This is a genomic window from Lutimaribacter pacificus, from assembly GCF_900142185.1.
In the GTDB taxonomy this organism is placed as follows: domain Bacteria; phylum Pseudomonadota; class Alphaproteobacteria; order Rhodobacterales; family Rhodobacteraceae; genus Lutimaribacter; species Lutimaribacter pacificus.
In genome coordinates this window covers 1-18,646 of record NZ_FQZZ01000010.1, presented here as the reverse complement: position 1 = coordinate 18,646, position 18,646 = coordinate 1, and the positions used below count along the sequence as shown (strand labels likewise).

Here is an 18,646-nt window from a genome sequence, read left to right as displayed (position 1 = left end):
TTTCCTCATGTCTGGTGCATCAATTGCGTGGTGCCACCGGATCCGGGATCGACCCGAACAGCCCAAAGACCTGTGCCGGTGCGTTGCTCTACTCGGCCGCGAAATCGGCCGGGCGGTGGATACTCTCACCGGCGGCCCGGGTTTTGGTGCAAGTCTCATCCGGTGCGCCATCGACACCTGCTGATCCCCTGCGCCTGATCTCGCGAACAACCAGCGCCGCGCCAATTGCCGCGACGACAGCGGCTATTCCGCCGAGCCCCATCAACCACCCGCCAATCCCGCCGAGAATGGTGGCTAGGATGACGCCACCGCCGCCGCAGCAGATCACCATGATCGGCGCGGCAATGATGAAGGCCAGAAGCCCGCCCAAATGTTTGTCATCCATGGCCATACCCGTCCTTCCGTGCTCAGGACTCCCCCGCCTGGAGCACCTCGGCCGGATAGCCATTGGCCAGAACCGCCTCGATGATCATGTCTGGGTTGGCCGCCTGATCGTCGAAGGCCACGACGTAAGTGCCCGTGCCAAACTCCTCGCCTTCCTGGAAGTCGACGATTTCGACCGTGGGCACGCCGCGCATCGCCGCCGCGACGGTGAACGAGCAGGTCGGGCATGTCAGTTCGGCGACACCGACATTGATGCGCTGTTCTTCGGCACTGGCGGGCATTGCGGCCAGAATGCCGAGAGTTGCGAGTGCGAGAGAGAGATGTTTCATCGGTTACGCCTTTCAGTAGGACAGGATGTAGGGGGTCAGGTAGGGGAAGATCATCGCCACGGCGACGATCCCGCTGGCAATCCAGAGAATGGACCGCATGAGTGTTCGGTTCATCGGTCGCGCGCAGGTGCCATCAACGCAGGCTTCGGCCGGGATCGGGCTATACGCCTTGTAAAAGCCGTATCCGATGAAAGCGGCACTCAGTGCGAAGGTGATCCACTTATATTGATAGAACGCGCCCAACTGGGCGATGAACACGCCGGTGACGCCGAAGCTCACCAGCACCAGCGGCAGGATGCAACAGGAGGTCATGGCCAGCGCGCCGAGTACGCCGAGCCCGGTTGTCGCCCATGCCTTTTTGTCAGCTGCCGGGGTTTCGCCCATTGCCGACTGGCGGCCGGCGGATGTGGTTTCAGTCATGGTTCGAATCATCCTTGCCTCAGTGATGATCTCAATCTAGGGTCTGTAGCTGGTACAGGCTCAAGGGGGTTTGGTGTGAATAATCATCACAGATCGGTGAAGGTCCTCAGGCGCGGAGATCTGGCCAAGCTGACCGGCTGCAATCTCGAAACTATTCGCTACTACGAGAACATCGGCGTCATGCCCGAGCCGCCGCGCTCCAGCAAAAATTATCGCGTCTACGATGACAGACATGTCGCGCGTCTGCGCTTCATCATGCGCGCGCGCGAGTTGGGGTTCACGCTCGACGAGGTTCGCGATCTGCTCGCATTGGTCGATGGCGGGGCCCAGACCTGCGGCGAGGTGCAGGGTCTGGCAAATGCGCATCTCGCTTCAGTCCGCGCCAAGATCGCGGATCTCAAGCGCATTGAGCACGTCCTGTCGTCCACCGTGGCGCAATGTAGCGGAGACGATGTGCCCGAATGCCCCGTCATAGATGCGCTGAGGGAGGAGGCCTAAAAGGTTTCTTGAGGAAATCCGCGGCAATCAAACCGGACAGTCCTTGGTGTCGCGTTGCCCTTTAATCTGAGACGGGGCGCGTTTGGCGAAAATTTTTGCCCTTAATTGTGAGATGCGGCTGTCATGGGGCCTTTGCTTCTCGCGCGCCTTTGCGCGATGTGATCAACCGCAGCAAGCAGACGGGGCTCCGTCTCGAAGGCGCGCAAGAGAGCAACCCTTGCATAGTCGTCGATGCTTTTGCTGACGATGGCTGCCTTAGCCAAGGGATGGGATCGAGCGGCGGCGATTGCGGCGAGGCAGAACAGCCTAACTTCCGATCTGGGGTTCTGGACAGCGAACGACGGATCCCCGCGGAAGGTTTTGAGTGACATGGCAAAGGTGACTGCGCGCATTGCGCGCCGAAGTTGCTTGGGGCCGCGCGATCGCGCGGCGCACTCAAGCATCCCTGCCCCGCGGCGCGCTCGGTATATCAGTTTTCCGGATATTTGTTCCTCACCGGGTTTGCCAAGGGTCTGCACAAGTCTCGTCCCGCAGAATTGGCAGTCAAATGCCCAGGCCCGCCTCCAATGCCTGAGCGAAAGGCCCTCTCGGGAGCATTGCATGCAATGCTGGAATGGTATCTGAGCCGTCAGCGAAGCTTCTCGTGCTGTCATCGCCGGAAAGGCCAAAGATCGCACGACATCTGGGTCGACACGTGCGGCATTGGCAATCTTCTCTGCCGTAGCCGCGTCGATGCTGAAGTCCAAGGCAGTGCCATGCACGTAATCGATTTGTATATGAGCCAGCAGTTCCGTGTCATCACAGTAGTTGGTCGCAGCCAGCCGAGATAGCCAACCTGACAACAGCTCGTCTGGCAGCGGCGTGACAGTTTTCGGCAGCGGGCGCGGCTTCACACCCCGGACTTTTCCAGCCGCCGATGGGAGTTTGCATGGCGCGACCAAACCGGTGTCCATTTCGCGATCGCGTCATCAGTGATGCATTCCTCACCTGTGCCAATGGCGTCTATGGAAAGATCCTTGATCAGGGCGAAGATGCGCGAGGTCACCCCACCGGTCAGCGCAAGTATCTGCTTGAGCGACTTGACCTTCAGATTGGATTTCTTCTCGAGAGGCATTGCCGCGATGAGTGTCTGGATCATGTCCGAGAACTCGGCATCGTCGCGCCAGTTTGGCAGGTGATGTTCGTCCAGCCGCCTGGCAAGCTGGATATCACCACGGATGGCATCGACGGCCTCGCTGACCCCGAGGCAGACCAGCGATACTTCGAGTTCATTGCTGAGATACCGCAGAACATTGAGAAAGCGGCGCTGTTCGCGGTGGGTCCCGGCCAAGAGGTTGTGAACCTCGTCGATCATGATCATCCGAAGGCCAAGGTCGCGTAGGAGCGCGATGACGCGGACTTCGAGGGAAGCCACATTTTGAGCGCGGGCGCTCAGTGCCGTCGCCGGGGCGCCGACGGCGGCCAGGATGTGCAGGTAGAACCGCCGTTCGTCAGGCGCAGGCGGCGCTTGCAAAAGCAGCAGCGGTGTGCGGGTAATGCCTGACGCAGGATCGTAGTCTGGTGCGTACTTGCGCGACAGGTTTCGGGCGATCATCGTCTTCCCGATCCCGGAGGCACCATGCACAAGAAGCCCAGGCATACGGGTTTGCCGTGGCGCTTCGATCATACCCTGCAAGCGGTCCAACACCTGTTCGGCCCGTGGAAAGCCGATCCAGATGTCTGATTGAATGAGGGCGATCCGACCGTCTTCTTCAGTTGTCCCTGCCCTCAATTCACCATCTCTCCACCTTGAACAATGGGCGCGATGTATCACCCGTGTCGATCGGGCGCAGCCCTTCGGTTGACGAAACGGCCGAGTTGGCGCCCTGCAATGCCCCTTTTCGTTCACGGGTTCTGCGTTCGGCCTTCGTCAGGCCCCGGCTTTCAGCCTCGATCTGGCGTTGCTGTCGGATCAACTCTGCCAGAACCAGCTCATTGGACCCGGACTTGCCAAGGGCGCGGGCCTTCCTCATGGCTTCGCGATATTCCCAGAGGGACACGGGCGGAATTTCCAGGTTTCTGTACCGCGCTTCAACAAATCGGCCATCGTCCAATTCAACCCATATCATTGAGATATCACGAGGATCGTAGCGAACGACCACCTTTTTGTCCCCGCGCCCAATGTGACCTGCAAGGGCATCGGACCAGTACCGTATCTGGAACAGATGGATGCCGTCCCGCCTGACCTTGCGCAGTTCGCTCGGCAGGAAGCTCACCTGAAAGGCTTCCATCTCAAAGGGGATGTCGCCCATCATCTCCACCGAGAGCGTCTCCCATTTGGCGATAGGCGTGCAGCCAAGACTTGAATGAACGCTGTTGTTGTATCGGCAGATTTCCAAAGCAAACCAACGATCGAATTCGCTCAACGTCATCGTGGCCATGCCTTCCGCATCATAGTCGCCCTTGGTCGCGACCGAGGATTGCGTTGTTCCCGGCAACAGGTGAACGGCCCCCATCATCGTCCCGATCAAACGTTCGATGTGACCTCCGAAGTGAGGACTTCCCGGCGGCCGATAGACCAGATCTATCCCCCATTCAGCACATGCCGATCGAAAGGCCCGCGAACGGAAATCGCGGCCGTTGTCGACGTGGAGGCTGAGCGGTTTGCCCTGTGCGGGCCAAGGAATATTGCACGCCAATTCCGCCAGAAGTTCCGCCTTGGGGGCAACCGCCTGTGTCAGGCAAAGCGCCACTGACAGTCGCGAAGGCGCCTCGAGAGAAGTGTAGTATCCGGTTACCATCCGCGTTGCGATGTCGATCGCCAGCGTGACCCAAGGCCGCCCAATTGGTTGGCGTTCAAAGCTGTCGACAAGAATGATGTCCGCCGGCGTATGATCAATTTGGACGATCTCTAGTGGCACACTGGCCTTGTTCTCACCTGTTACCGGCGCAAATTTCTGGCGGGCTGCCTTTGCGCCCTCGCGTGCCTTCGCAACTTCGCGGGCATCCATCGCATCCAGGCGACGCTGAACCGTCCGCCGTGTCGGCGGCTGCAAGCCTTGTTGCCAGCACGCGCTGCGGATTTCTGTCACGACGCGCGAGAGGCTCGGACGCTCCCGGCGCAAGAAATAGCGGCGAAGGTGCTCTTCGATCACCGCTTCGACCTTGCTAGATATCAAGGCCGTACCGGCTGGACGACCCCGTTTCCGCGGAGCAAGGGCACTGGTGCGTCCACCATCTTCGACCAGCCGCTTTATCCAACGCCAGACCGTCGCCCTGCTGACACCAAGCTCCCAAACGGCGTCATTGATGCCACGTTCCAGACTGCCAGTACCTTTCAGATATGCCTGGACAAGCGGACGCAGCACCGCGGCCCTGCGCGCCTCCTCAGCACCAACGGCAACGGAGTCTTCGCCATCATCATCCATCGATACTTGCCGCACATGTCTGTGAACCCTGTCGCAGGTTTAAGGGTAAAAATATCGGAATAAAAGGCAAAATCTCATATTTAAGGGCAAAGCACAGCCGTTGATTTCGTTGGATTTCTCATCTCACAATTAAGGGCTACGCGACATGAGGTCTGAAATTCCCTATGACGCTCATTAGCGCCACGCTTTCCGCAACCGCAAGGCGAGCTTCCGCCGGTGGGCGAAAATCCACCGGCGAAACGCAAGTTATCTTTTCAGATAGGTCTCTTACGGTGTGTGCTGCTCATGCGGCGATGCAGCACGAGCAGAAATTTCTTCCAGGATCTTGTCGATCTCGCCCCAAATGCGTGGTTCCACTTGGCCGCGGATCAGGGCCCATTTACTCAAGACGTCGAGGGGGTCGTGGTCCCGGAGGAGGACGCCCAGGCTGGCCGCATCGACTGCCAGAGATGTCCGGGCCTGCCACTGTGTGTTTCGAGTGCGTCGCTCCTCCGCGACTGGGGCGAAGACCGGCGACAGTTGCCAGCCTTTGACTGCACGGCGCAGGGCGGCACGCACCACATGTGCCGGCTCAACACCACAAGTTTCCAGCGCTGCTTCCTGTCGTTCGAGTGCGTTGACCCTGATGTCGATCTTCCGGGTCGGGCTCAAAGCTCGTGCCGATACGGGAGCTCTCAGGCTGGTATGCGGGTCAGAGCTTTCCTCGGTGATTTGGTGCGGCGCCACGGCACTTTCCGGCGCACGCTCCGACTCGTGCCGATCAGCGCCAACGTCAGCGACTGGGGTGCCTGTCTTTGTTGCTGTGACCTGTACCTCTTCCTCCTTCCCGGGAACCTCGCGGTCACCCTGTTGCAGGGTGGCGGCGTAGGCTGGGTCGGGCCTAGTGATGGTCGGGATCTTCTTGCGCAATCGACTGTCCTCACGCAGCAAGAATATTGTTGAGGATGTCCGTCGCCTCCTCGAGCGCCTCGACGACATGACGTACATGTGGACGCATCAGAGGGTTTGGATCGGTTTGCTTTTCCAGCGCCAAGGCGTGGAGAAGCCCCTTCTGGTCCATCTCCTTGTAAGTGTTCCGCCGCATCATGACGGTCTCAATCACCGGAAAACGGGTGAGCGCTTCTTCAATTAGGGCGGCGTCAGCACGGGTCGTTTTCGGGTCGACCATGTTCAGGACGACGTGGTGGCGCGGAAGGCTGGAGGGGTCGTCAACGCGGGATTTCAGCTTCTCATACCAATCGGCAGTCTGTGCGCCGACATCGAAATCAGACGTCGACAGCATGACGGGCGTCACAATGTGGTCCGCAAGCACCGCGATGCCGTCTGACCATTCGGCACCGACCCCTGCGGTATCGATGAAGATGAAGTCTGCCGTGCCTGCCATGTAGACCTGATCGATCTGATCCTCGACACCCGCCACGCTTTCGACGGTGGCCGAGCAGAGAAGCGGCGAACTCAGCCCACCGGCTTCCGCCCGAGCATGCCAGGCCCCGAGCACCCTCGTGCTGTCCGTGTCGATCAACATCACTCTGCGTCCGGCGGCGATCGCGGCGCTGATCAAGGCGCGCGAAAGCGTCGTTTTTCCACTGCCCCCTTTCCGGGCCATCGCTGCGATCACCACAAGATTTTCGTTCGGCATTCTGATCCTCCGCAAAAATAGTGAATCGCAACGATAATGTAAAAATGTCGCTAAACGCATGGGGCGGAGGGGTCAAGCAGAAGTCGGGATGCGGCCCGCGCTTGGCGTGCAGCGGGTGGCGTTGTGCGATGACCGTGCGACGTCTTCCGTGGCGCCTTCAGCATTCGTCGCGAGGCACCACACACCCTCCAAATGTCGGGATGCCCTCGGCGATGTGCTGCGGACGGACTGCAGGTGACGGATAGCGTGCGCCAGACGACGGGAGGCAGCCGCGCGTATGGCGTTCTGCGGGTGACGCGAGACGGTCAGCACGCAGCAAAACCCGTCTTGCGGGGTGCAAGCGACGGGGGGCGAAAGACGCGATGCGCGATGCGGAGACCGCATCGCGTGGTGCAATGAGCGCGAAGCGCGATCCATTTGACAAGGGACGGGAAATCGCCCCTGCAGGGCGATTTTTTATATTGAGTACAAGCCCTTATGGCCGACTCCACTTGCGTTGGGAGTCGGCGGGCTTGTACGAAGTTGGCAAGAAATAGGAACGTTAACTTCAAAATGCCCCGCCGTCGCAGACTGTCAGAGACCGAGCGATCGATCATCGCCCAGGACCGCCGGAACGGCGTCTCCGCGGCGTCGTTGGCCGCGCACTACGATGTCAGCCTGAAGACGATCTACAACGTGGTGAACCACTGGGGTGAGCGTCAGACGGCGAATGGCAGCCGTTCGCGGGTTGTGGGGATCCGGGTCTCGGACGACGACCTGCGCCGGTTCGACGCGGCGCTGTCGCGGCGCGGGATTGCGCACCGCTCGGATGCCATGCGCCGCCTGATGCTGGCGGCCGAAGGTGTCTTCCTGCCCGACGACGAGATGTGTGACGAGTTGCGCAACCTCGGCGCCGCGCTCAACCGGGTCGGCAACAACGTGAACCAGATCGCGCGACGTCTGAACGAGGCCAAGGTGCGGGGCGAGAGACTGTCCTACCCGGCCTCAAGTCACCGTGACGTCCGCGCCCTTGCGGGTCTGGTCTTCGATCTGGCCGACCAGGTCCAGGAGATGTCGCGTGCGCGGCGCAGCCTGCTTGACCTTGAGATCAGCTCTGCCCTGGCGGGCCTCGCCGAGAGGGATGAGAATGGCGCGGAGTGACCGGGTCAGTGGCATCGACCCGGCGCTCTTTGACCGCGGCTGGAGCCGGGTTTCGGGATCCTGGCAGGGGCTTTCCAAGGGCGCGCAGATGGTTCGGGCCGCGCGCGGCTATTCGCCAGCGATCTTCAAGGCGATCTCGAAAGGGGGCTGTCACACCGGAGCGCAGCTACGGGCGCAGCTCACATATCTCACGACGAAGTCGACCCATATCCTCGACAGCCGCGGCACCCATGACGGGAAGAAGCAGCTCTCGGAAGCCGAGATCAACCGCGTGGCGCGGCGGTTCGAGAACCAGTGGAACGAGCGCTACAGCCCCAAGCTTGGCCATACGTCGCATCTGCTGATGGCATTCCCGGTTGGGACCAGGGGTGAAGAGGTGCGCGATATCACCCAGGCGGTCTGCGAGAAGTTCTTTCAAGGTGAGGGCTCGCAATTCGACTATATTGCTGCAATACACCAAGATCGCGCGCATCCACATGCGCATATCGTTCTGAACCGCCGCAGCAAGGATGGCGAAATGTTCTTTCTCGGGAAGGATCATCACTTCAACTACGACGCCTTTCGCGAGGCGATGGTCGAAGCGGCCAGAGGACACGGGATCCGGCTTGAGGCAACGCGTCGTCTGGATCGCGGCGTCACGACCTACCGCGCCGAGATCGATGAAATCTACAAGGCTCGCGACGAAGGTCGTCCCCCAGTCGAGCGCCAGAGAACCGGTGCTGACCTGGCGACCGCTCTGGAAACCGTCCGGCACAACGCTTTGATCTATCGCGGGCTCGCGGCGGAGGCGTCCTGTTCGAATTTCGACGACGTGGCCGAAGCGCTCGAGAGGGCCAGCACCATCCTTGCCAGTGGCGGTCAGATTCAATCTGACGGAGCCATCTACATGTCCCAAGACGAAGCAGCGTTCGACACGCTGATCACCGAGTTTTCTCAGAACATTCGCCAGATCGAGGCGGCGATCGACAGGGCGCCGGCGGCCGAGAGGCCGGTGATCGAGCGCAAGCTGACCGACGTTCTGGCCTCGGTCGCGCATTTGAACCCGCTTGGGGATCGCTCCGCCGCCTTGGTCGATGCCCCGTCCCGGGACGGCATCTATGCAAGGTCAAACGCAAGTGAAGATCACCTCGCGCGTCTTGACGATGGAGAGGTGGCACCAAAGCTGGCCGAGGCTTTGCAAGGTACGGGCATCGATGCCGAGGCTGTGGCCGCGCGCCTGCGGGAAGGGGCTGGCAATGCCGCACTGGAACGCCAGTGGCTGGCACAGGATCTGCAGGGGATTGCCAAAGCAAGCGACCTCGATCTGGATAAACCTGCGGACCTGGAAGAAGCGCTCGACCGGCTGGAAGCCGTGCATGTTCGGTTGGGCGATGTTCTGACCGACGTACGCGTCCTTCGCGCGCCAACCGAGATCGACGAGGTGGACGACGCTGAGCCAGCGCTCAGCGAGCGGTTGGCGGCACCAAGGGGTGATCTCGAGAAGGACGGGTCCAACATTTTTGCCCCATCGGAGCGGCAGGCGTTCAGGGCGCTGGTGGCGCAGTTCCGTCGGACGGATTTTGATCATCCGTTCTCCGACGACCCGTCCGTCCGGCGGGCGGGCGCCGTGGAGGTGGAAGAGGCCCGCGCCGCGTTCGATGCCTATGCGCAGAGATCCCCGCAGCATGCCGAACTGGCGTCGATGGCCTGGGACCAAACGACCGACGGCCGAAAGCCGCAGCAATACGCGGTATCGGAACAGGACCGCACGCTTCATGCTGGCGACATGGACCTCGCCTTGCGGGATCCTTCGGATCATCTGGGTCCGATCACCGAAGAGCTCCGCACCCTCGCCCGCTATCGCACGGAGATGCCGGATGATGAATTCGGGCACGCCGTCCAGGACGAAATCAATCACCTTCGTTCGCTCGGCGCGTCGCGTGCCTATATCAGCGAACGCAGTTTCGAGATCGAGGACCAGGCGCGACAAGACTACGCCGAGCGCCGGTATCTGGAAGAGACAGCGCCAACCGTCATGGCCTTTGTGCGAAACGCCGACGTCGAGGGCCCGCTCTCCGAGGCAGAGCAGCAGGACATCGTCCAGCAGATAAACGAGCGACTAAGCCCCGACGCAATCGACGCGCTGCGGGCGGGAAATGCGGACGTCCTGGACAAGTTCACCGAGGATCCGCTGCGCCAGCTGGAACTCGCCAAGACCTATCTTCAAAGCAGCGAGGTCACCGCGCATGGCCCGGCCATGGAGCGCGTTCTCGATGCTCTGGCCGAAGAGCAGATCGAGGCGCAGCGCGCGCGCCACGCTGCGGCAGATGGCGAGAAGGGGATCACCCATGGATAAAGGCAAGATTGCCCTAGGAGTTTTGAGCCTCGTGCTGGTCGGTCTCGCCATGGGCTATGTCGTGGCGACCGGCTTTGTCATGTTCCGCTATGGGCTTTCTCCCTCGCGTTTCGACGTCACCCTGCTTGCCCGCGAATTTCGGGGTCTGTCTCAGTCCGCACCAAAAGACTTCCTCTGGGTGAACCTCATCCTTGGCGGCTTCGGCCTGGCATCGCTGATGCTGAGCGTCACGCTTCTGGGGGATGCATTGACCCGCTTCGGGACGACGCATTGGCAGACGCGCAGCGAGATGAAGAGGAACGGTTTCTTTGCCAAGCCCGGCGGCGGCTTCCTTCTGGGCAAGCTCGGCTCCCCGAAATCCAGGCGCCCGTTCCTAGTCTCAAAAACCTTCCCCCACGCGCTGATCGTGGCGCCTACAGGCCGGGGCAAGGGCGTGGGGTTCGTGATCCCGAACCTGCTGACCTACAAGGGCTCCGCCGTGGTGCTCGACGTGAAAGGCGAGAACTTCCGCGAGACCTCGCGCTTCCGCGCCAGCATGGGGGACAAGGTTTTCCGCTTCGCGCCGACCGACTGGGACCGACCGACGCATCGCTATAATCCGCTGGCGCGCATTGCTGCCATGACCAACCCCGACCGGCAGCAGATGGAGCTGAAACTCACCGCCAAGCTCTTCCTGCAAACCGACAACGAAAAACTGAGCGGGCTTTTGGCCGGGGGTATCGACCTCTTCGTGGCGGCCGGTCTTCTGGCCTTCGAGCGCGGCGTGCCGACCATCGGCGAGATCTACCGCATCACAGCCTCGGGGGGCGACAAGCAGAAGGAATATCTGAAGCGCTCGCAGGAAGTGAAGAACACCTCGGCCAAGCTGATCTTTGAGCGCATGGCTTCGACCAACAACGACACCCTCACCTCCTATCTCTCGCTTCTCATGACCTCGGGTCTCGACACCTGGGACAACCGCGCGATCGACGCGGCTACCGCGACCTCTGACTTCTCATTCCGGGATATCCGCCGCCGCCCGCACGCGATCTATCTTGTGGTCGAGTCGGAGATGATCCGCCCGCTTGCCCCGCTGATCCGTCTCTTTTTCTCGGACCTGATCGCTTCGTTGCAGGCGCAGGAACCCGGCGATGACGAGCCCTGGCCGGTCATGATCATGCTCGATGAATTCGACCGGCTCGGTAAAATGCCGATCGTCGCCGAGAGCATCAAGACGCTGCGCTCCTTCGGCGGCAACCTCGCCATCGTGACCCAGACGATCCCCGCGCTGGACGAGATCTATGGTGAGAACACCCGCAGGTCGCTGCAGGGCGGCGCCGGCGTGAAGCTCTACCTCACCCCGTCCGAGCAGAAGACCATCGAGGAGCTGAGCCAGGCTGTCGGTAAGACCACCAAACGCGTTGTGACCCGCTCCCGCGCTGTTGGTCGCAATCCGTTCGAAGGGCGCAGCGTCTCGGAGCGGACCGAGGATACCCCGCTCCTGACCGAGGATGAGGCCCGGCGCATGGACCTCGACGAGGTCATCCTTGTGATCGACGCGCAGATGCCCATCCGCGCAAAAAGGGTGAAGTATTTCGAGGACCCGGTGTTGAAGGTTCTGCACACCGGTCAAGCGGGAAGCTTCCCATATCCGGACGAGGACGGCCTTCGGCGAGATCGGCAGATGTCCGAGACTCGGGAAACGGTCGAGAAGCTGAAGCAGGAGCTGCAGGAAGTGCGGGCGGCCGCAGGGGCGCAGGGGGCCGATATTGCTACGCTGCAAAAAACGCCTCAACCTTCCTCGAGAGAGCCGCTCGATCCTAAGCCTGTACTGAAAGGCCGAGCACGCGGGAGGGCCGCACGGGCCGCTGCAGGAGGCAGAGGGTCAGGCCATCTGTCGATCAATCTGGCTAAACTGGGGATCCAAGAGGCAGCGGACAGGTCAGTCTTGGCGGCAGCTGTTCAGACGACACGATCAATCATAGAAGTACATGGTTAATTGGATGCCGCTGCTCCGTGGACGATCTCGTCCCGGCTTTCGAAAATGCGCATACGGATCGCACATCGGTATTCCCTACCCACCTCTTGTTCCTATGGAGTCAGTCCGATCCTTCATGGCCAACTTGCCACTTTCCAGCCTAACATAGGATTGAACGGAATATGAGGCTGCTGGTTTGGAAAGGTACTTCTCGACCCAATTGCCGGGAATGGTATTTCTCAGAAACGTCCTGCTATTCAGTCTCGCAGGATTGCTGCCGGTTTTAGTCCTCTACATTGCGCTTTCGCCTAGATTTACAACCGCTTTGGCTGGCGGAGGTCCGGCTCTAGGGCGATTTTTACGGCAGGTTTTGACAAACGGTTTGCCAGTAGTCGCAATGGTCAACTACGTCGGTTTCTTTCTCTTTGCACTGTCTCACGAACGTTCCGGTAGCGGTCGCGATCCGGGGGCCTACATCGTCGTCGACTTCTTCTCCAGACTCGGTATTTTCGTTGGCCTTCACGCCCTAATCTACGTTGTTTCAGCCGACTGGTACGGATCGTTTGGCGGAAGCCGTGCAACAGCTTTGCGGGTTGTAGCTCCAACACTAGCGCGTTCCGCGCTATTCGAGAACGTCTCGGGGGTATATCTCTATGCGACTTTGGTAAGCGCCGTCCCTCTTTACGTTTCAGCGGCCCGCCGCTCATCACGCCTCGCACCGGTCGTTCGCTTCTTTCCCGAACCTATCGGACCGGTCGCATTCGCGCTTCTGATATTTGTGGCCGGGGCGGCCTGCTTGACAGCTCTGGCGACCGTCTTCGTTCGTCTGCAGGCCTAGGTCGGCACGGCAGACCGCCTGTGGGCGATTGCTCGCAGAATCGCCAGAACCCAAATTCCGGCAAGAACAGCACTCCAAAGTGCGTTCCAGCTTGCCATCGATAGAGTAAGGAACTCCCAGGCGACCTCGTCGCACATGACCAGGTTGGACGGACCCGAAGATGCAGATGGGAGAAGATCCGAGCCGGCCATATTCGAGAGATCCAGCCCGGACCCGGTGCAAGATGTAGGCCCTTGCCACCAGTCACGTTCGACACCCGTGTGGTACACTCCGATAACAGCGGTCGTCGCTGCGGACACGGCGCCAACAGCTAGGAAAAGCAGTGGAGCAAGTCCAATGGCCAAGAACACTCCTGCCCCAATCGCCACGGCATGGGGATACCTTTGCCAGATGCACATCGCGCATGGTGCATATCCAAGTGCCTGAAAGACGAATGCTGCCAGAAGAAGAGCAGTGGATCCTCCGGCAGCGAGCAGCCCAAGTTGTTTGCCTGTCACTTATGCCTCGTAAAGTCAGATTGGTTTGGCCCCAGGTTCGTTGGGCGAAAAGCTTAAACCCTCGCGCTGTGCATTAACCCGCATGCCTATTCGCCGGTCAGCAGCTTCTTTCGAGCGGTGTAGTCCTCAGCGTCTATTTCGCCCTTCGCGAAACGCAAATCGAGTTCCGTCATCGCGTCGGACTTTCCGCGCATGCTCGATCCACCATCCGTATTGCGAACGAACCAAATGACACACGCAACAACCAATCCCAGGACAACGATCCAAAGGATAGGACCGAACATCATACCCATCCCATATCCCCAGCCCGACATGTGCCCGTAGCCGTCTGGATCGGCCAAGGCAGGTGTCGCGAAAAGCACTGCAAGCAAACCCAATCGATACATTTTCACCTCCTGGTCCAAAAGGCGTCGATGACCCTCGACCCCAGCCTTCGATACCCTGTCAACAGACTGTTTTCACGGCGAGAAATGTATCAGTTTGTAAAGTTGACCGTGGCCCGAACATGGCGGTACTGCCAGTCTCACTCAGAGATAGGTGAAGTAAGGACATGGATTCTGGAAAGCGATCGACGCTCATTACACTCGGTGCGATTGTCGCGGGATACGCGGCTCTGCGCACAGTGCCGTCGCTTTTGCCTGAAAAACTGGAACTCGAGCCGCTCAATAACCCTGCGGGCTTTCGGAAGTACGTCGCGGGTGACACGTCAGGCGGTTTTGATCCCTTCGTAGGGCTGGGTGCCCGCGAAAGCGATGCCGTCATCGCTCGCAAGGAAGCTGCGTTCGAGCGTGTCTCGAACAATGTCTGTGACGCTCTCTACGGCGAACTTGGAACCAATCCTGCAAGGGTGCCGATCGCGTCATTCTCAGACTACTACTGCCCGTACTGCCGCATTCAGACGAAGCGGCTTGCGGAAATAACCAACGCGATGCCAAGCGAGGTTGCAGTCGCCTGGCACGAACTTCCCTTGTTGGGTGATAGCTCGAATCTGGCTGCCAGAGCAGCCCTCGCGGCAAAGCGTCAGGGCGCGTATGTCACCTTTCACGAGAGACTGATGACAACGCCTTTCCAAGCAACGCCGGAGTATCTTTCGCGTCTCGCGGGCGATCTTGGAGTCGATGAAGAACGTTTGGTCGCGGACATGGAGAGTCCCGAAGTCGTGCGGGAGTTGGAAAACAGCTCAGCGCTTGCGCGTGTGTTCGCCTTTGTTGGCACGCCGGCGCTGGTCGTTGGTCGTACGGTTGTTCAAGGGCAGATCAGCGACAAAATGGTGCGAAGGATCATCGAACTGGAAAGAGAAGAGGGTTGGAACGCAGCGTGCGTCACAGTGTGATCGATTTCAGTCACGGAGGCCGACAAGCGCGCGACGAGAATTGGAGATTCCATGAATAGAAGACAGTTCTGCGCGCTTGCCGCTGCAATGGTGTTGCCTGGTATCGCATGGGCTGCGACCCGCGAAATTTGGTCGGCACCAGAAGTTGCCGAGGCACTCGACGCGGAAGCAATAACTCTGCTGGATGTTCGCACTCGTGCCGAATGGGCAGAGACGGGCCTTGCGAAGGGAGCCTGGCCGGTCAGCATGCACGAGCGAGGCTTTGAACAGCGGCTCTTTGCGGCACGTGATCTCGCTGCTGGACGGCCCGTCGCGCTGATCTGCGCCACTGGCGGTCGCAGTGCGCAGCTATTGGCAGCCCTCAAACGTGCCGGATATACCGGCTTTGTCGATGTCTCCGAGGGAATGCTTGGCTCGCGCCGCGGTCCCGGTTGGATCGCGCGTGGTTTGCCGATCACCGATCTCGAAACGGCACTCGCAGCGATGCCGCAAGCGCTGCGCTGAATGGCGGAAGAGGCGGTGACACCGCGATTGAAATGGCTTGCTACGCGCATCTTGGCCATATTCGCAGTGTGGGTTACGCTCGCACATCTGGATGTCGTGCAAGCCGCCGAGTCAAATGTTTTTGAAAACCCAGCGGTCGCCGCTCGCCTGATTTCAGCCGAGGACGGCATCACACCGGATGCAGCCTCCGTCTCTCTCGGACTGGTTCTTGAATATGGTGAAGGATGGAAAGGCTATTGGAGAACGCCCGGCGAGGTGGGTCTAGCACCAGAAGTTGACTGGAGAGATTCTTCCAATCTCGCCTCTGCCGAAATCCTGTGGCCTGCACCGGATCGCTTTGAGGCCTTCGGCATTGAGAACTTCGGGTATTCTGGCTTAGTCGTCCTGCCGATCCGAGCGACGCTGAAAGATCGTGGCAAGCCCTTGCAGCTTCGAGCCAGCGTGACGCTCCTGACATGTTCCGATGTCTGCGTCCCTCATGCGTTCGATCTGGCTCTGGATGTACCGAGCGGCACTGGCATTGATCACGTGTCCGCCGACGCAATCGCAACTTTCGTTGCGCGCGTTCCGGCGAACGCGGACGAAAGCGATATCAGGATCACGACCGTGGCCCATGACGAGAGGTCTTCTGCACTCGTTGTCACAGCCGAAAGCGACCGACCATTCGAGACCGTCGACGTCTTTCCCGAATTCGGGCCTCTGGTGACGTTCGGCAAGCCTGATATCCGCCTCAACCGCGATCGATCAGATTTATGGGCTCGCATTCCTCTCAACGCGTGGTCGGACGAGCATACAACGCCGTTCCTTACGTTGACAGATAGCGGACGGGCGGTCACAGCTCCGGTGGTTTTGAGTGCCGACGTCCCTGCCCCGCCCTATGAAAGAGCATCATCGAGTGCCAGCGTACTTCAGTTGGCAACGATCGCTGCGATCGCCTTTCTGGGAGGTCTGATCCTGAACGTGATGCCCTGTGTTTTGCCTGTCCTGTCGATCAAGCTCGCTTCGGTTCTGAAAGCATCAGGCCAATCTCAACGGATCATTCGGAACGGGTTTCTGTTTACCGCAATGGGTGTCCTGACATTCGTCTGGATACTTGCGATGTTCGTTCTTGGCCTCAAATGGGTCGGCGTGTCGGTTGGCTGGGGTATCCAGTTCCAAAATCCCGTCTTCGTAGCACTGATGTTCATCGTGATTTCCATTTTTGCAGCCAACTTGTTCGGTTTGTTTGAGATCTCCCCGCCCTCTGGCATCCAGAATCGTCTCGGGGCGAACAGTACAGGTTCCGGGTATGCAGCTGATTTCGGCACTGGTCTGCTTGCCGCCGTTCTGGCAACCCCATGTTCTGCGCCGTTCCTTGGGACAGCGATCACTTTTGCCTTGGCAGGCAGCGCGACCGATGTGCTGTTCGTCTTCACCGCTCTCGGGATTGGACTGGCGTCGCCCTACCTGTTCATTGCGGGACGTCCCGGCCTGGTCGAGCGTTTGCCCCGCCCTGGCCGTTGGATGCTGCTCGTCAAAGCCGGCCTCGGGCTTCTCCTCGTGGCGACTGCCGGATGGCTGCTGTTCATACTTGTTGGGCTAACGGGGTGGCCTGGCGCTGCGCTGGTCGCCGCCTGCACCACTGTTCTGATCCTATTGCTCAAGACAGGTCGGCCACGCGGAACTTCTAGGAGCAGTCTTGTCGCCGCGAGTCTCATACTGCCCCTGATCTGGGTCGGTTTGTTCACGCATCAATCGCGGCCCGAAGATCCGACAGCAAACACCTACTGGCAGGCGTTCGAGCCGCAGCAGATCGCAAGATACGTGTCAGAAGGCCAGACCGTCTTTGTGGATGTCACGGCCGATTGGTGCCTGACCTGCAAGGCCAACAAAACGCTCGTCCTGGATCGCGGGCCGATTGCTGTTAGGTTGAGCGACGAGACGGTAATTGCCATGCAGGCCGACTGGACCCGACCGAATGACGAGATCGCACGCTTCCTTGAACGCCACGGACGCTACGGCATTCCTTTCAATATCGTGTTCGGGCCGGGGGCACCATCGGGTATTGTCTTGCCCGAAGTTCTGACCCAAGCAAGGGTGATTGCTGCAATAGACAAGGCATTGGCGAGATCCATCAAGATCAAATGACGCATTAGTATTAGGCGTAGAAGCAGTGCAGACCTTCGCGCAACGTCGTTCCTAGTGGTCGTCGTGTACTAACAGCTACCATCTTCTAGAGCATGCGTGTCGACACGGACAGTTCCATCCCTGAACTCGAGCAAAAGCGGAACATGCTGACCAACATTCAGATCTTGCTTCATTCCTAGCAAGCGTACCCCGACATGTGAACTCGAAAGGTTCAGTGTTTCATTCTGAAGAATTGTGAGACTTTCAGATTGAACCGATGTGTTGAACGCTCCTCGGAAATAGAGTTCACCGCCTTTGGACTTTTCCGACTTGATGCCTGTAAGCGCAACAGTTTTACCCGACCAGTTCTCAATACTTAATTTGACGTCTGGGTCATCGCCCTTGCGCGCGCTCTCAACGCACAATTGGGTGATTGAAACACCTTGAAGCGGCTCGAAATCACGCTCGATACCGTCAGCAGAAGCTTGGGTAGCGAGAACCAGCGAAATGATTGCGGTTCGAGTGACCTGCCACTGAACTTTCATCCAGCCGGAACCGGAGCCCTTTGGGTTGATACGCCGATTGGCGCAGGTGGAGCAACCGACAGATGCGCGGAGCTTTCAGGTAGCGCAGCGCGGCTGTCGGTTGCGGTGAACAGGTCCTCGGCGAACGCCTTTGGGGTCTGATAGCCGAGGGCCGAATGGGGCCTCTCCTCGTTGTAGTCTGCCGCCCAGGCCCGGATCGTGGATCGTGCATGGGCCATGTCGCGGAACATGGTCTCGTTCAGAAGCTCGTCTCGCATGCGTCCGTTGAAACTTTCGACGAACCCGTTTTGCATCGGCTTGCCGGGGGCGATGTAGTGCCATTCGATGCTGCGCTCTGCGGCAAAGGTTAGGATCGCGTTACTGGTCAGTTCGGTGCCGTTGTCAGAGACGATCATGCCCGGCTTGCCCCGTCGTTCTATCACCCGGGCCAGTTCCCGCGCGACACGGCGTCCGGAGATCGATGTGTCCGGGATCGCCGCCAGACATTCCCGGGTCACGTCATCAACGACGTTCAGGATGCGAAACCGTCGCCCGCAGGCGAGCTGGTCGTGGACGAAATCCAGAGACCAGCGGGCATTGGGCCGCGCCTTGACCAGGATCGGGGCACGCGCGCCGATGGTGACCTGCCCCCCTTCGGTCCCTCGTTCATAACGAGAGTCTGCGGGTTTGATCTTGATAATCATGGGTTTCGGTTTGGGCAAGCGCGCCGGGCGC

20 protein-coding genes are annotated in these 18,646 nt (G+C 59.8%); 8 read left to right on the top strand and 12 right to left on the bottom strand.

Annotated elements, in window-relative coordinates; genetic code table 11:
- Window positions 1–88 precede the first annotated feature (88 nt).
- From F3H87_RS18720 to F3H87_RS18710, 3 genes are read right to left on the bottom strand one after another with little or no spacing between them, the layout of a single operon-like run.
- Window positions 89–391 carry a hypothetical protein gene (locus F3H87_RS18720; protein WP_008335977.1) on the bottom strand — a complete coding sequence of 101 codons (303 nt, stop codon included), beginning with the start codon at window positions 389–391 and terminating at the stop codon, window positions 89–91.
- Between the two features lie 16 nt (window positions 392–407).
- Entirely contained in the window at window positions 408–713 is a 306-nt protein-coding gene (locus F3H87_RS18715; protein ID WP_009807473.1) for a heavy-metal-associated domain-containing protein, read from the bottom strand.
- 12 nt (window positions 714–725) lie between these two features.
- Entirely contained in the window at window positions 726–1,133 is a 408-nt protein-coding gene (locus F3H87_RS18710) for a mercuric transporter MerT family protein (RefSeq protein ID WP_176244179.1), read from the bottom strand.
- A gap of 96 nt (window positions 1,134–1,229) precedes the next feature.
- Here F3H87_RS18710 and F3H87_RS18705 point away from each other — a divergent pair, with 96 nt between their 5' ends.
- On the top strand, window positions 1,230–1,631 hold the full coding sequence (locus tag F3H87_RS18705) for a MerR family transcriptional regulator (protein WP_008335980.1): 402 nt from the start codon (window positions 1,230–1,232) through the stop codon (window positions 1,629–1,631).
- 101 nt (window positions 1,632–1,732) lie between these two features.
- On the opposite strand, the gene F3H87_RS18700 is transcribed toward F3H87_RS18705, so the two are convergent.
- The 5 genes from F3H87_RS18700 to F3H87_RS18680 form a co-directional block, all read right to left on the bottom strand.
- Window positions 1,733–2,584 carry a TniQ family protein gene (locus tag F3H87_RS18700; protein WP_223228134.1) on the bottom strand — a complete coding sequence of 284 codons (852 nt, stop codon included), beginning with the start codon at window positions 2,582–2,584 and terminating at the stop codon, window positions 1,733–1,735.
- The gene (locus F3H87_RS18695; protein WP_043872357.1) at window positions 2,521–3,402 is read right to left on the bottom strand and encodes a TniB family NTP-binding protein; all 882 of its coding nucleotides are present in this window, start codon (window positions 3,400–3,402) and stop codon (window positions 2,521–2,523) included. Before F3H87_RS18695 ends, F3H87_RS18700 begins: the two co-directional genes overlap by 64 nt.
- A 1-nt stretch (window position 3,403) precedes the next feature.
- Window positions 3,404–5,038, bottom strand: a complete 1,635-nt coding sequence (locus F3H87_RS18690; RefSeq protein WP_149789532.1) for a Mu transposase C-terminal domain-containing protein — start codon at window positions 5,036–5,038, stop codon at window positions 3,404–3,406.
- Between the two features lie 267 nt (window positions 5,039–5,305).
- Window positions 5,306–5,947: a hypothetical protein gene (locus F3H87_RS18685; protein WP_149789533.1), complete on the bottom strand. Its 642-nt coding sequence runs from the start codon at window positions 5,945–5,947 to the stop codon at window positions 5,306–5,308.
- A 10-nt stretch (window positions 5,948–5,957) separates the two neighbouring features.
- Complete coding sequence (locus F3H87_RS18680) at window positions 5,958–6,677, bottom strand: nucleotide-binding protein (protein WP_149789534.1); 720 nt, start codon at window positions 6,675–6,677, stop codon at window positions 5,958–5,960.
- A 633-nt stretch (window positions 6,678–7,310) separates the two neighbouring features.
- On the opposite strand from F3H87_RS18680, the gene mobC reads away from it, so the two are divergent.
- The 4 genes from mobC (at window position 7,311) to F3H87_RS18660 (ending at window position 12,947) form a co-directional block, all read left to right on the top strand.
- Window positions 7,311–7,817, top strand: coding sequence for a plasmid mobilization relaxosome protein MobC (gene mobC / locus F3H87_RS18675; RefSeq protein ID WP_223228133.1), 507 nt, complete (start codon window positions 7,311–7,313; stop codon window positions 7,815–7,817).
- On the top strand, window positions 7,804–10,152 hold the full coding sequence (locus tag F3H87_RS18670; protein WP_149789536.1) for a relaxase/mobilization nuclease domain-containing protein: 2,349 nt from the start codon (window positions 7,804–7,806) through the stop codon (window positions 10,150–10,152). Before mobC ends, F3H87_RS18670 begins: the two co-directional genes overlap by 14 nt.
- A complete protein-coding gene (locus F3H87_RS18665) occupies window positions 10,145–12,130 on the top strand; it encodes a type IV secretory system conjugative DNA transfer family protein (RefSeq protein WP_149789537.1) in 1,986 nt (661 codons plus the stop codon). Before F3H87_RS18670 ends, F3H87_RS18665 begins: the two co-directional genes overlap by 8 nt.
- Before the next feature lie 376 nt (window positions 12,131–12,506).
- Entirely contained in the window at window positions 12,507–12,947 is a 441-nt protein-coding gene (locus tag F3H87_RS18660; protein WP_149789538.1) for a hypothetical protein, read from the top strand.
- Here the strand turns inward: F3H87_RS18660 and F3H87_RS18655 are convergent.
- Window positions 12,944–13,444 (bottom strand): disulfide bond formation protein B, encoded by a 501-nt coding sequence (locus tag F3H87_RS18655; protein WP_317511622.1) that lies wholly within the window; start codon window positions 13,442–13,444, stop codon window positions 12,944–12,946. The two genes, F3H87_RS18660 and F3H87_RS18655, sit on opposite strands and share 4 nt — an antisense overlap.
- An 86-nt stretch (window positions 13,445–13,530) precedes the next feature.
- Entirely contained in the window at window positions 13,531–13,830 is a 300-nt protein-coding gene (locus F3H87_RS18650) for an SHOCT domain-containing protein (protein ID WP_149789539.1), read from the bottom strand.
- A 164-nt stretch (window positions 13,831–13,994) separates the two neighbouring features.
- Between F3H87_RS18650 and F3H87_RS18645 the strand changes: the two genes are divergently transcribed.
- The 3 genes from F3H87_RS18645 to F3H87_RS18635 are packed head-to-tail and all read left to right on the top strand — an operon-like array spanning window position 13,995 to window position 17,408.
- Window positions 13,995–14,777, top strand: coding sequence for a DsbA family protein (locus F3H87_RS18645; RefSeq protein WP_149789540.1), 783 nt, complete (start codon window positions 13,995–13,997; stop codon window positions 14,775–14,777).
- 51 nt (window positions 14,778–14,828) lie between these two features.
- Window positions 14,829–15,281, top strand: a complete 453-nt coding sequence (locus tag F3H87_RS18640; protein WP_149789541.1) for a rhodanese-like domain-containing protein — start codon at window positions 14,829–14,831, stop codon at window positions 15,279–15,281.
- Window positions 15,282–17,408: a protein-disulfide reductase DsbD family protein gene (locus F3H87_RS18635; protein ID WP_149789542.1), complete on the top strand. Its 2,127-nt coding sequence runs from the start codon at window positions 15,282–15,284 to the stop codon at window positions 17,406–17,408. It abuts the gene before it with no gap.
- 68 nt (window positions 17,409–17,476) lie between these two features.
- Here F3H87_RS18635 and F3H87_RS18630 read toward each other — a convergent pair whose 3' ends face one another.
- Both F3H87_RS18630 and F3H87_RS18625 read right to left on the bottom strand, forming a co-directional pair.
- Window positions 17,477–17,932: a copper chaperone PCu(A)C gene (locus F3H87_RS18630; protein ID WP_149789543.1), complete on the bottom strand. Its 456-nt coding sequence runs from the start codon at window positions 17,930–17,932 to the stop codon at window positions 17,477–17,479.
- The coding region (locus F3H87_RS18625) for an integrase core domain-containing protein (protein ID WP_223228132.1) at window positions 17,929–18,646 on the bottom strand (718 nt) is incomplete at its 5' end. The genes F3H87_RS18630 and F3H87_RS18625, both read right to left, overlap by 4 nt.